Source organism: Mesorhizobium sp. M0140 (assembly GCF_040322475.1).
Classification (GTDB): Bacteria; Pseudomonadota; Alphaproteobacteria; order Rhizobiales; family Rhizobiaceae; genus Mesorhizobium.
Genome location: NZ_JAMYTM010000010.1, coordinates 66,125 through 78,103 on the forward strand (window position 1 = coordinate 66,125; position 11,979 = coordinate 78,103).

Genomic DNA, 11,979 nt, shown 5'->3' on the forward strand with positions numbered 1-11,979 from the left:
GCGATGACCGACACGCGATCCCGGCAAATTGTCATCGCCGGGGCGGGCGTCGCCGGATTGACCGCAGCCCTTGCGTTCGCCGAACGCGGCTACCCTGTTCGGGTGTTCGAACAGGCGCAGCGCCTGGAAGCTACCGGCGCCGGCATTCAGCTCTCTCCAAACGCGACCCGCATCCTTCGCCAGCTTGGCGTGCTCGACCGGCTGCTGCCGGCGGCGGTGCGGCCGGAAGCCGTGGTGTTGAAGGAGGCCACGACTTTGCGCGAACTGGCGCGCGTGCCGCTGGGGCAAGCCGCCGAAACGCGCTGGCAGGCACCCTATCTCGTCGCGCACAGGGCCGATCTGCAGAGCGCACTGACCGCGCGCGTTGCCGAGATGCCGGATATCCATCTCACCACCGGCGCCCGCATCGGCGACGTTGACACCGGCCCGGATGGCATCACCGCGACGGCCGAGATCGGCGGCAAGACCATCGAGGCGGAGGGTTTCCTGCTGGTTGGGGCCGATGGCGTCTGGTCGTCGGTGCGCGCACTTGTCGATTCGGCCAAGGGGTCGGCTTCGCCAAGGAACCATTTCTCCGGCGAACTGGCCTGGCGCGCCACCGTCGCGGCCGGCAGTGCCGCCGGTCGGAGCTTTGCCGCCATCGGCGCCAGGGACTGCGTCACCACCTTCCTGCATCCTGGCTTCCATATGGTCGCCTATCCCGTCAGCAAGGGTGCGGCCTTCAATCTCGCGGCCTTCACCAGGGGCGACCGCATTGCCGAGGGCTGGTCCGGCAACGCCGACGCCGGGATCCTGACCCGAGCCCTGCGCGGCACCGCGGCAGAACTTGCCCGTCTGGTCGAGCAGGCCGGCCCGTGGACCGCATGGCCGATCCACACTGTTGACCCGCAACAGCCCTGGACAACACCGAACGGCATCGCACTGATCGGCGACGCCGCGCATGCGATGACGCCGTTCGCGGCGCAGGGTGCGGCCATGGCGATCGAGGATGCGGCGACGCTTGCCGACATCATCGCCGACTTCCCTGCCGACCCCCTGGCCGCACTTGCCGTCTGGGAGCAGTCACGGCGGCCGCGTGTCGCGCAGGTCGCCCGACGCGGCGCTGTCAACCGGCTGGCCTGGCATGCCTCGGGTCCAGTGGCGATTGCGCGCAATGTGTTTCTGAAGGTGCGCTCGTCGGAAAAACTCGCGGCGGATCTGGACTGGCTCTACGGCTGGCGGGCTCATTAGAATGCTTACATCGGTCGACCTTGACGTAATGGCAATTTGTAGTTACATTTTTGTAGTCAACGAGGCGCAAATTGCGATTTGAATGGGACGCCGAAAAGGCGAAATCCAATTTCCGCAAGCATGGCGTAAGCTTCGACACCGCCGTTCGTGTTTTCGCCGATCCTTTCGCGCTATTGGAGCATGATCGAATTGAAGGGGGCGAATATCGTTGGCAGACAACCGGCTTGGTTGACACCGCATTGATATTGCTGGTTGCACACGCAGATCGAGAGGAAGACGGGATCGAGGTGATCCGCATCATTTCAGCGCGGCGAGCTACGTCAAAAGAGAAAAGGCATTATGCGCAAAATCGTTCGATATGAATTCGACCCGGCCAATCCGCCTCCTCTGACAGAAGCACAGAAAGCGGAGATCGCGGCTTTGAAGGCGCGACCAGAGGATGATGTCGACACGAGCGACATTCCCGAATTGACCGAGGAATTCTGGCAGAACGCCGTCCGAAATCCTTATTTCAAGCCGGTCAAGCAACAACTGACCCTGCGTCTCGATTCTGACCTCGTCGCTTGGTTCAAAAGGCGCGCACCGGATGGTCGCGGCTACCAGAGTGCAATCAACAGAGCGCTTCGAGAATATGTGTCCAAACAGGATCGCAAGGCCGGCTGATCACCGGAATGGCCTTCAATTATACAGCCGCATCGACAGGCCAAGCGATACAGGCAGCGGGTTCCACCAGCCGGTGCGCAGGCCGGCGGTGCGCAAGGCCGCCGCCGTCCAGGTGTTGCAGCCGACCAGTGCGTTGAAATGGCCATTGGCTTCGTAGAAGCCGTCGAACCTCGAATAGGCTGCGTCCGGAACGAGGATCGGGCCTTCCGGTCCCCGCTGGAAACTCGCATCGATGAAATCGAGCAACGCCGTGAACCGATCCTCAGTGATGTCGAACCCCGCGATATCAGGGCGCGGTTCGACGATGTCACCGGCGACATCGACATGCATGACCGAGGCGTCGAGTGTCAGTGCCTTCATCACCGGCACCGCCTTCAGCTCGGACCATGTCGGCGTCTCCAGGTAGAAGGCGCGGCCGCCCCAGCCGAAGACGATGTAGCGGACCTCCGGCCTGTCGGCCGGTATGCCCGCGTCGACCAGGAAATGGAAACGCCGGCGCACGGCGTCATCGACCGGGATGGCGATATCGGTGTGTATCGGATTGTTCAGCACCAGGATGTGGCGCGTCGCCGCGGGCATGGCGGCGGCCGCCGGCCACAGCGGCCGTGGCACGAAGGTGCCCGTCGTCACGGCGAGTGCGACGACAACCAACAGAAGACCTAGAAAATGTCCCAGTCTTTTCATGAAAGGCGGCCCTGCAAACGCGCTCCGGCGCGACACGAACGCCCGCCTGTTATCCCATACGCAAAAGAGCCCGGCAGTGTTTCAGCCGGGCTCTTCGTGGCCGTCGAGGCCTAGTGCAGGATCTGCGACAGGAACAGCTTCGTGCGCTCGTGGCGCGGGTGGTCGAAGAACTCGGCCGGCGTGTTCTGCTCGACGATCTGGCCCTGGTCCATGAAGATCACCCGGTTGGCGACCTTGCGGGCGAAGCCCATCTCGTGGGTGACGCACAGCATGGTCATGCCTTCCTCGGCAAGACCAACCATCGTCTCCAGCACTTCCTTGATCATCTCCGGATCGAGCGCCGAGGTCGGCTCATCGAACAGCATGATGCGCGGGTTCATGCACAGCGAGCGGGCAATCGCCACACGCTGCTGCTGGCCGCCGGAAAGCTGGCCGGGATATTTGTTGGCCTGTTCCGGAATCTTGACGCGCTTGAGGAAATGCATGGCGATTTCCTCGGCCTGCTTCTTCGGCGTCTTGCGCACCCAGATCGGCGCCAGCGTGCAGTTCTCCAGGATGGTCAGATGCGGAAACAGGTTGAAGTGCTGGAACACCATGCCGACCTCGCGGCGCACCTCGTCGATCTTCTTGAGATCGTTGGTCAATTCCTTGCCGTCGACAATGATCTTGCCCTTCTGGTGCTCCTCCAGGCGATTGATGCAGCGGATCATCGTCGATTTGCCGGAGCCGGAGGGGCCGCAGATGACGATGCGCTCGCCGCGCATCACTTTCAGGTTGATGTCCTTCAGCACATGGAACTCGCCATACCATTTGTGCATGGCGATGATGTCGATGGCGACATCGGTGGTGGAAATCTGCATCTTGGCGGCGTTGACCTTGATCTCTTCGGCGCTGACGGCATTTTCGGTGGCCATGACAGGGGGTCCCCTTGTTCTTTTGTTTAACGTTTGTGGCCGGTGTCGAGCCGGCGTTCGGTGTACATTGAATAGCGCGACATGCCGAAGCAGAACAGCCAGAAGACGAAGGCCGCGAAGATCAGGCCGGACCTCGCCGTCTGCGCGGTTGCCCAGTTTGCATCGGAAAAATTCTGTTTGACGATGCCGAGCAGGTCGAACATCGAAATGATGATGACCAGACTGGTGTCCTTGAACATGCCGATGAAGGTGTTGACGATGCCCGGAATGACCAGTTTCAGCGCCTGCGGCATGACGATGAAATACATTTTCTGCCAATAGCCGAGACCGAGCGAATCGGCACCTTCATACTGGCCCTTGGGAATCGCCTGCAGGCCGCCGCGCACCACTTCGGCCATATAGGCGGCGGCAAACAGCGACACACCGATCAAAGCGCGCAGGAACTTGTCGAACGAGACACCCTCCGGCAGGAACAGCGGCAGCATGACGCTGGCAAAGAACAGCACGGTGATCAGCGGGATGCCGCGCACCGTCTCGATGAAGACGACGCACAGCGTCTTGATGATCGGCATCTTGGAACGGCGGCCGAGCGCCAGCACGATGCCGAGCGGCAGCGACACGGCAATGCCGACGAAAGACAGGCTGAGCGTTACCAAGAGCCCGCCCCACAGCGAGGTCTCGACATGCGGCAGGCCGAACATGCCGCCGACCAGCAGGACGAAGGAGACGACCGGCAGCACGAAGAACAGCAGAACCGCATTCAGCCCTTTGCGCGGCACTTTCGGGATAAGCATCGGCACCAGCAGTGCCACGAACAGTATGGCGACCAAAATCGGCCGCCAGCGCTCCTCGATGGGATAGCGTCCGACCATGAACTGGCCGAATTTGGCGTTGACGAAAGCCCAGCAGGCGCCGGTCCAGCCATCCGGCTGGATGCCGCCTTGCGCCACCGTGGCGCATACGGTCCGGTCCGGTCCGGTCCACACGGCGTTGATGAACGCCCAATTGATGATTTGCGGCAGGATCATCGCCACCAGGGCGATGCCGACGATGGTCAAAATGGTGTCGCCGGCAGAAGCGATCAGGTTCTTGCGCACCCATGCGCCGAGGCCGGTGACGCTGGCGGGCGCCGGCTGCGCCAGCACCATTTCGGTTCGCACCCAGGACATATCATGTTCTTGCATGTCCTTACCTCACCTCTCCACCAGCGCCATCTTGGCGTTGAACCAGTTCATCACAAGCGAGGTCAGGAGGCTGATGGCCAGATAGATCACCATCATGATCACCACGCCTTCGACGGCCTGGCCGGTCTGGTTTAGCACCGTCCCGGCGGTCGCCGTCAGGTCCGGATAGCCGATGGCGATAGCCAGCGACGAGTTCTTGGTCAGGTTGAGATACTGGCTGGTCAGCGGCGGAATGACGATGCGCATGGCCTGCGGCACGACGACCAGCCGCAGGATCGATCCGGACCGCAAGCCCAACGCACCGGCGGCTTCCGTCTGGCCCGCGCTGACACCCCTGATGCCGGCGCGCACGATCTCGGCGATGAAGGCGGCGGTATAGCAGGACAGCGCCAGATAAAGCGACAGGAACTCCGGCCGGACCTGAAAGCCGCCGGCCAGGTTGAAAGTCGACTGCTTCGGGTAGTCGAAGCTCAGGGGAAAGCCGCTCAGCGCATAGGCGAGCAGCGGAAGCCCGACGATCAGCGCGGTGGACGTCCAAAACACTGGAAATTGCTGGCCGGTCGCCATCTGCCGTTGCCGCGCCCTGCGCGCGACGAACCACGCCATGGCGATGCCGACGAGCAGGGCGACGAAGATCAGCCATGAGCCGTCGCCCCACACGGCGCGTGGAAAATAGAAACCGCGCTGGTTGAGGAAGGAGCCGAACGGCAAACCGATGCTGTCGCGTGGCGCCGGCAGCACGGCCAGCACGCCGGAATACCAGAAGAAGATGACCAGCAGCGGCGGGATGTTGCGGAAAACCTCGACATAGACCGTGCAGATCTTCCTGATCAGCCAGTTCTGCGAGAGCCGGCCGATGCCGATGACGAAGCCAATGATTGTCGCGGTGATGATGCCGACGATGGCGACGATCAAGGTATTGATGAGGCCGACCAGAATCGCGCGGCCATAGGTCGAATCCGATGAATAGGCGATCGCGCTCTCGCTGATGTCGAAGCCGGCGCGGCCCTTGAGGAAGCCGAAGCCTGAAGCGATGCGCAGCCGCGTCAGGTTGTCGATGACGTTGTGGGCAACCCACCAGACGCCCGCCACCAGCAGCACGACGACCAGCACCTGGAAGAATATGCCCCGGATTTTCGGATCGTTGATGAAGGAACCGCGGCTGGGCTCCTCGCGAAGTACGTCCTGCGATGCCATTCGACCGTCCCCTGGAAAGAGAAACCGGGAGGCAGATGATCTGCCTCCCGGATCACATTTCGATCAGCGGATCGGCGGCGCGTATTGCAGGCCGCCTTTGGTCCACAGCGCGTTGATGCCGCGCGCGATCTTCAGCGGGCTGCCCGAGCCGACATTGCGCTCGAACATTTCGCCATAATTGCCGACTGCCTTGACGATGTTGACCACCCAGTCATTGGAGACGCCGAGATCGGTACCGATCTTGGTATCGGCTTCCTGGCCGAGCACGCGCTTGATCTCGGGGCTGGCCGAGTTCTTCATCTCATCGACATTGGCCTTGGTGATGCCGAGCTCTTCAGCCTGCAGCAGCGCGAAATAGGTCCACTTGACGATGTGGTACCACTGGTCGTCGCCCTGGCGAACGGCCGGTCCGAGCGGCTCCTTGGAGATGATCTCGGGCAGCACGACATGGTCGGCCGGCGCTCCCAGCGTCAGGCGGATGCCATAGAGGCCCGACTGATCGGTGGTGTAGACGTCGCAGCGGCCGGCATCATAGGCGGCGTTGACCTCTTCCAGCTTTTCGAAGACGACGGGATTGTACTCCATCTTGTTGGCCTTGAAGTAGTCGGCGAGGTTCAGCTCGGTGGTGGTGCCGCTCTGCACGCAGACGGCGGCGCCCGAAAGCTGCAATGCCGAATTGACGCCCGGCAGCTTCTTGGCGTTGATCATGAAACCCTGGCCGTCATAGTAGGTGACGCCGATGAAATTCAGGCCAAGCGCCGTATCGCGGTTGATGGTCCAGGTGGTGTTGCGCGAGAGGATGTCGATCTCGCCCGACTGCAGCGCGGTGAACCGCTCCTTGGCGCTGAGCGGCGTGAACTTGACCTTGGAGCCGTCACCAAAGACGGCGGCCGCGACAGCGCGGCAGAAATCCGCATCGATGCCTTGCCAGTCACCCTTGTCGTCCGGCGCCGAAAAGCCGGCCAGGCCGGTGGAGACGCCGCACTGGATGAAGCCCTTCGCCTTGACGGTGTCGAGCGTGGCCGCCGACGCGGCGGACGCCATCAATCCAAGCGTGGCGGCGCCTAGAATGCCGATAGCAATATGTTTCATGACCCACAGACCCTTTTCTCTGTTTTTCAGGAGTAAATCCTGATTTTTTTCTCCCGTGTGAACGCGGCTCCCATCCCGGCCCATCCCGGAACCCCGCATCGTAACCGACGCGCCGCCTCCCGTTCACAAATGTCATCGAAGGCGATAATTCCTGTGAGGTCAAGGAAAATGACCGAAACCCAAAGAGTTTGAAAACCGATTGCCGCAAATGCCCGATTTACAGACAAACACGCCCGCGATTTAGCCAGCAGGGCTAATAAAGGCGGCAAATCTCATGCAACGCCAACGCCGGGCCAATACGGGCTGCGGCAGCGAAATCCATCCCGGGCAATACCTCGTCGTTGTTGACCTCCCCGTGCGACGAACTACCAGGTTCCAAGATTGTCATCTGACGATTTACTGACGGCTGCATACCAATACAGACCGCCGACGAAGACTGCTCTCAAAAGGCTTGAAAGACGATCCAGGTCCCGACGGCGGCCATCAACGCGCCTGAAACGCGCGGAATCAGCTGCCCGGTCGGCACCGTCTTCTCCAGCAGAACAAGGATGGCGATGCCGGCGATCCACAGCACGTTCATGACGCCACCGACGAACAACAGAGCCATCAGCGCCCAGCAACACCCCAAGCAATAAGCGCCGTGATCCATGCCGAGCCGAAGCGCGCCGAGCGGAGCGGAACGGAATCCGCCATGGCTGGCCAGGAACGCGATCGGTGCCTGACATTGGCGCAGGCAGACGCCCTTCATCGGCGTCCATTGATAGAGACCGGCGGCGATCAGGACGAGGCCGCCGAGGATCGCGCTGACGGTCGCCATCAAGGGATCGAGCAAGGCTACACGGGCGAGAAGCCATTGCGCACCGGTCGCCAGGAGGCTGAAGACGACCCAGACGGCGAGATAGCCGGCAAAAAACCATCCCGTCGAAGCGATGGGCCGGCCATCCGCCCGCGCCTTGCGGCCGACACCGGCATAGAGCAGCAACATCGGCGCGACCGAAGGCGTCATCATGCCAACCATCATCACTGCCCACATCGTGAAGGTGAAAGCGAAATCGCCCATCGCCCAGGCCCGGAAGCCGGGCGCCATGGCGGCGCCCATATCCATGCCGCCCATATCCATGCCGGCCATGTCGTCGCCTCCGCCGTCCGGCAAAGGGGAGCCGGGCATGACCATGGTGGCGGCGAGCCACAGCACATAGGCCCAGGCGAGCACGGCAATCACGACGAGCGCGACCGTCACGACCGCGCGATCGCGCCTCAGCACCGCCTCGAGGGCCGTATCGCCCATTGGATCAGGTCAATGCACGATGCCGCTCTGCGTGAGATGCAGATTGGCGAAATGGCTGTGCGTATCGGCCAGCTCGAACTTGATCGGGCCCGTCGCCTTGGTCCAGCCGCGCCCGACCTCGGCGATCGCGTATTCGAAGCCGTGCGGCAAGTCGATGCGCGCCTGGTGCGCGGCGCCGGTGACCGGATTCCGGATCGGCTCGCCGCGACCGTCGGTTATACCCTCGACATGCAGCTGACTGGTTCGCGCGTCGACGTCGATCTTGAATTCGATCGGCGCGAAGATCGGATCGTGGAATTTCTCCAGCGTGGTCGAAAAGACCTGAAATATCGTTGCACCTGGCTCGGTGTCCAGACCGCCCAATATGCGAAGCAGCGCGCCACGTTGGGCTTCCGTCGCCCTCTCGTCGATGACCACCGCGGCTTCGCCCCCGCCCTGGTGTATGGCGCCGGGCCAGCTGAAAATCCCGACGAACCGCAACCCGTCGAGCTTGGTGTCGCCGTGATGGCCGCTCTCGATTTCCATGCCGGCGACTGCCTGGCAGAATCCGTATGTCGGCATGGCGTTGAACTGGCACGGGCAGCCATAGGCGCAGTTGCAGTTGATGAATTCGCTCGCCTTCATGGCCCATTTGACGTCCGGCATGGCATTCCTCCCTTGCCGCGCTCACGCTTCGTGAGCGCGATCCGGATCGTGGAGGACCAGAAGTCAACCGGCAGCAACCATCCGGCAGCATCTGATCGAAGCAATCCGGCGATTAATATTAGCCGACAATCATATACCATTCACCGCCGCCCACAATAGACCGATCGGCGGGGACAAGGGCTCCGAACACAGGTCAACAAAAGACCTGACGACAACCAGTTCGGCGGCGGCAGCAGCTTTTTGTGCCGGTAGCTTTTGTGCCTGTCGCTTTTCTTGATAGGAATTTTTTCTTGACTCCCTGCCCTCAGCTATGGTACATATTCGTCCATGGTGCTGGTTTGCGCCGATAACCCGCCGCACAGGCGGGTTTTTCGTTTAATACTCCGTCCCCGCATCGCTGTTTTTGCCGCGACGAATTGGCATATTCGAAGTCCGCCTCCTGGCGGGCGGTGGCTGTTGCACGGTCCATAGCGCCGCACTATGGCTAGCGGCTTATCAAACAAGGCGACGCAGAATGGCGAAAGACGGCAGCGAGCACGGCGGGATGGGCATCAACACGCGGCTTGCCCATTCGGGCAACAATCCGCACGACTATTTCGGCTTCGTCAATCCGCCGGTGGTGCATGCTTCGACCGTGCTTTTCCGCGACGCGGCTTCGATGGCGGCGCGAACCCAGAAATACACTTACGGCACGCGCGGCACACCGACGACCGATGCGCTTGCCCATGCCATAGACGCGCTGGAAGGCTCGGCAGGCACGATCCTGGTGCCGTCGGGCCTTGCGGCGGTGACGGTGCCGCTGCTCGCCTTCGTCTCGGCCGGCGACCATCTGCTGATTGTCGATACCGTCTATCATCCGACGCGCAATTTCGCCGACACGATGCTGAAGCGGCTGGGCGTCGAGGTCGAGTATTACGCCCCCGATGTCGGCGCCGGCATCGCGGCGTTGATCAAGCCCAACACCAAGGTGGTGTTCACGGAATCGCCGGCCTCCAACACGTTCGAGGTGCAGGACATCCCGGCCATCGTCAAGGCGGCGCACGCCGCGGGCGCCATCGTCATGATGGACAACACCTGGGCGACGCCACTCTATTTCCGCCCGCTCGACCACGGTGTCGACATATCTATCCATGCGGCGACCAAATACCCGGCCGGCCATTCCGACGTGCTGCTTGGCACGGTGTCGGCCAATGAGAGTTGCTGGACGCACCTCTACGAAAGCTTCTGCACGCTTGGCTGTTGCGCCGGGCCCGACGACGTCTACCAGGTGCTGCGTGGCCTGCGCAGCATGGGCGTGCGCCTCGAACACCATCAGCGCAGTACGCTTGCGATCGCCTCCTGGCTCGAGGGCCAGAAGGGCGTGGCGCGCGTGCTCCACCCGGCCCTGCCCAGCCATCCGGATCACGCTCTGTGGAAGCGCGACTTTTCCGGCTCGAGCGGCATCTTTTCCATCGTTCTTGCCGGTGGCGGCCAGAAGCAGCAGCACGCCTTCCTCGACGCGCTGCGGATCTTCGGCCTCGGTTATTCCTGGGGCGGCTATGAGAGCCTTGCCGTACCGGTCTGGCTCGGCGACCGCGTTGTTGCAAAAGCCCCCTATGAGGGTCCGTTGATCCGCCTGCAGATCGGCCTCGAGGATGTCGACGACCTGAAGGCCGATATTTCGCGCGGCCTGACCGCCGCAGCGGCAGCCTAAAGCGTGTCGCGCCTGAAGATTTTCAGGCGACCCGCTTCAGTTTTGTTTTTGTGCATGTCGTTCTCCCAGAACCGAGGTCACATTTGGGCGACATGCACTAGCGGAATTCTATTCCCTAAAACTGCGATTTCGCGGATCAGTTTGGCTTTCAAATTCAACGATGCCGCGTCATTGCGGTGCAATCAGCACATTTTCGACGTCCCCTGGAATACCGGCAGAGTTTTCGACCCCATGGCTTTCCGCCTTTTTGTTCCCATTCTTGCCGGCGCGACGCTGCGCGAGCGTCTCGTCGCCTGTATCGGCGCGACGATCGGCATTGCACTCACCGGCGTGATCGCCAGCCTTGTGCTCGGCAACGGCCCGCATGTGCCGCTGCTGGTGGCGCCGATGGGGGCGTCGGCGGTGCTCCTGTTCGCCGTGCCCGCCAGTCCGCTGGCACAGCCATGGTCGATCATCGGCGGCAACACGATATCGGCGCTGGTCGGCGTGATCGTGGCGCATTTCATCCACGAAACCGCCCTTGCCAGCGGCATCGCGGTGGCACTGGCCATCGCCGCCATGTCGTTCACGCGCTGCCTGCATCCGCCGGGCGGAGCGGCCGCGCTGACCGCGGTGCTGGGAGGGCCTGCCGTCATCAGCGCCGGCTTCCTGTTTCCATTCGTGCCGGTGGCGCTGAACTCGATCCTGCTGGTGGCGCTCGGCTACGGCTTCCACAGGCTGGCCCGGCGCAATTATCCGCATGTACCGGTTGCAGCGCCGGCGAACAGCCACGGCACCGGCGATCCGCCGGCGCAGCTGCGCGTGGGCTTCCGGTCCGAAGACATCGATGCCGCGCTTGGCGCACTCGACGAGACGTTCGATATCGATCGCAACGATCTCGACCGGCTGCTGCGGCAGGTCGAATTGCAGGCGATGGTGCGCGCGCACAAGACGCTTCTGTGCGAGGACATCATGTCGCGCGATGTGATCTCGGTCGATACTCACACCTCCACCGAGGCAGCGCGCCAATTGCTGCTTGACCACAACATCCGGACCCTGCCGGTCGTCAATGCGGAAGCCAGGCTGGCAGGCACCGTGGGGTTGCGCGAACTCACCCAGGCCTCCGGGACAGTCGGATCCGTCATATCACCCGCGGCAACAGCCGCCGCAGGTTTTGCCGCCATGGGTCTGCTGCCGGTGCTCACCGACGGCCGCAGCCATGCGGTCATCATCGTCGACGACGACAAACGGATTCTCGGGCTGATCACCCAGACCGATCTGTTGGCGGCCACGGCGCGCCTGCAGGCTGCCTGACAAGCCTTCACTCGCGCGGTAGGGTACCGCCGCCAGGCCCCGCGAAAAGTCTTCGGGAACCTTTTGCCGGCGACAGCGTCCAATCTCTCAATCGAG

The 11,979-nt window shown here is 62.4% G+C and carries 12 protein-coding genes; 5 read left to right on the top strand and 7 right to left on the bottom strand.

Translation table 11 applies throughout. From position 1 onward, the window contains the following. The first annotated feature begins 3 nt into the window (after positions 1-3). The 3 genes from NKJ37_RS12590 (at position 4) to NKJ37_RS12600 (ending at position 1,893) form a co-directional block, all read left to right on the top strand. Positions 4-1,230, top strand: a complete 1,227-nt coding sequence (locus NKJ37_RS12590) for an FAD-dependent monooxygenase (protein ID WP_352721354.1) — start codon at positions 4-6, stop codon at positions 1,228-1,230. A gap of 71 nt (positions 1,231-1,301) precedes the next feature. Continuing rightward, positions 1,302-1,592 (top strand): BrnT family toxin, encoded by a 291-nt coding sequence (locus NKJ37_RS12595; protein WP_127810806.1) that lies wholly within the window; start codon positions 1,302-1,304, stop codon positions 1,590-1,592. Then, the gene (locus NKJ37_RS12600) at positions 1,570-1,893 is read left to right on the top strand and encodes a BrnA antitoxin family protein (RefSeq protein WP_027037847.1); all 324 of its coding nucleotides are present in this window, start codon (positions 1,570-1,572) and stop codon (positions 1,891-1,893) included. The genes NKJ37_RS12595 and NKJ37_RS12600 overlap by 23 nt, the downstream gene beginning before the upstream one ends. 15 nt (positions 1,894-1,908) lie before the next feature. On the opposite strand, the gene NKJ37_RS12605 is transcribed toward NKJ37_RS12600, so the two are convergent. The 7 genes from NKJ37_RS12605 to NKJ37_RS12635 all read right to left on the bottom strand — a co-directional run bounded on the left by NKJ37_RS12605 (position 1,909) and on the right by NKJ37_RS12635 (position 8,897). Next, positions 1,909-2,577: a TIGR02117 family protein gene (locus tag NKJ37_RS12605; protein WP_352773915.1), complete on the bottom strand. Its 669-nt coding sequence runs from the start codon at positions 2,575-2,577 to the stop codon at positions 1,909-1,911. 110 nt (positions 2,578-2,687) lie between these two features. Then, positions 2,688-3,437 (bottom strand): amino acid ABC transporter ATP-binding protein, encoded by a 750-nt coding sequence (locus tag NKJ37_RS12610; protein WP_031213892.1) that lies wholly within the window; start codon positions 3,435-3,437, stop codon positions 2,688-2,690. A gap of 80 nt (positions 3,438-3,517) precedes the next feature. Continuing rightward, a complete protein-coding gene (locus NKJ37_RS12615) occupies positions 3,518-4,675 on the bottom strand; it encodes an amino acid ABC transporter permease (RefSeq protein WP_127289116.1) in 1,158 nt (385 codons plus the stop codon). Between the two features lie 9 nt (positions 4,676-4,684). After that, the gene (locus NKJ37_RS12620) at positions 4,685-5,872 is read right to left on the bottom strand and encodes an amino acid ABC transporter permease (RefSeq protein WP_352773917.1); all 1,188 of its coding nucleotides are present in this window, start codon (positions 5,870-5,872) and stop codon (positions 4,685-4,687) included. Positions 5,873-5,935: 63 nt separating this feature from the next. Further along, a complete protein-coding gene (locus NKJ37_RS12625) occupies positions 5,936-6,964 on the bottom strand; it encodes an amino acid ABC transporter substrate-binding protein (RefSeq protein WP_023814120.1) in 1,029 nt (342 codons plus the stop codon). A 442-nt stretch (positions 6,965-7,406) separates the two neighbouring features. Next, on the bottom strand, positions 7,407-8,252 hold the full coding sequence (locus NKJ37_RS12630) for a DUF2182 domain-containing protein (protein ID WP_352752947.1): 846 nt from the start codon (positions 8,250-8,252) through the stop codon (positions 7,407-7,409). A gap of 9 nt (positions 8,253-8,261) precedes the next feature. Next, positions 8,262-8,897 (bottom strand): DUF1326 domain-containing protein, encoded by a 636-nt coding sequence (locus NKJ37_RS12635; RefSeq protein ID WP_023814117.1) that lies wholly within the window; start codon positions 8,895-8,897, stop codon positions 8,262-8,264. A 514-nt stretch (positions 8,898-9,411) separates the two neighbouring features. Between NKJ37_RS12635 and NKJ37_RS12640 the strand changes: the two genes are divergently transcribed. Together NKJ37_RS12640 and NKJ37_RS12645 are read left to right on the top strand one after the other, a co-directional pair. Then, a complete protein-coding gene (locus NKJ37_RS12640) occupies positions 9,412-10,590 on the top strand; it encodes a cystathionine beta-lyase (protein WP_023814116.1) in 1,179 nt (392 codons plus the stop codon). Positions 10,591-10,821: 231 nt separating this feature from the next. Next, the gene (locus NKJ37_RS12645; protein ID WP_023814115.1) at positions 10,822-11,883 is read left to right on the top strand and encodes an HPP family protein; all 1,062 of its coding nucleotides are present in this window, start codon (positions 10,822-10,824) and stop codon (positions 11,881-11,883) included. Positions 11,884-11,979 lie beyond the last annotated feature (96 nt).